Raw genomic sequence first — 460 nt, forward strand, 5'->3', positions numbered from 1 at the left:
GCTAGATCCAGAAAAAAGGCTGGCTGTCCCTCACTCCAAAGTCTTTGTTGTTGGGCTCTGCATTCGTGTGTTTTTCCTGCGCCGGCCTCTGAAACCATCAGGATGCGCTGGGAACGCAATAGTTCCTCCCAGCCAAAGCTGCCGGTCCACCCCATCCTGGAAAGGATCGATGCTTTTTCGTTATCCGCGACCTCCTCGTCCGAGAGGTCGCGGAATGATCGGGCGATCTGTGGTGATGATGGGTTGGTCAATACTGTAACCTTAGCGAGTGAGCCGTTGAGTGCATCGGCTCTGATTGACTTTGTCTTTGAAGAAGGACGCTGTGGTCGATGTCGAGTTTTGAAACTTTGTCGAAGCAACTTAGGGCTTCAAATTACAGCAAATCTGGGCGATTTACAGCCAGGCAATGTTGCCCGAACTGGTCTAGCGTTACGTCGCAGTGAATTTGACGGGTTAGGCG

The 460-nt window shown here is 52.0% G+C and carries 1 pseudogene; it reads right to left on the reverse strand.

The window, feature by feature from the left end:
* Nucleotides 1-251 (reverse strand): annotated as a pseudogene (locus AC1D0P_RS29280) (hypothetical protein); the annotation flags it as partial.
* Nucleotides 252-460 lie beyond the last annotated feature (209 nt).

The sequence above is a fragment of the Polaromonas sp. P1_G2 genome, assembly GCF_056405515.1.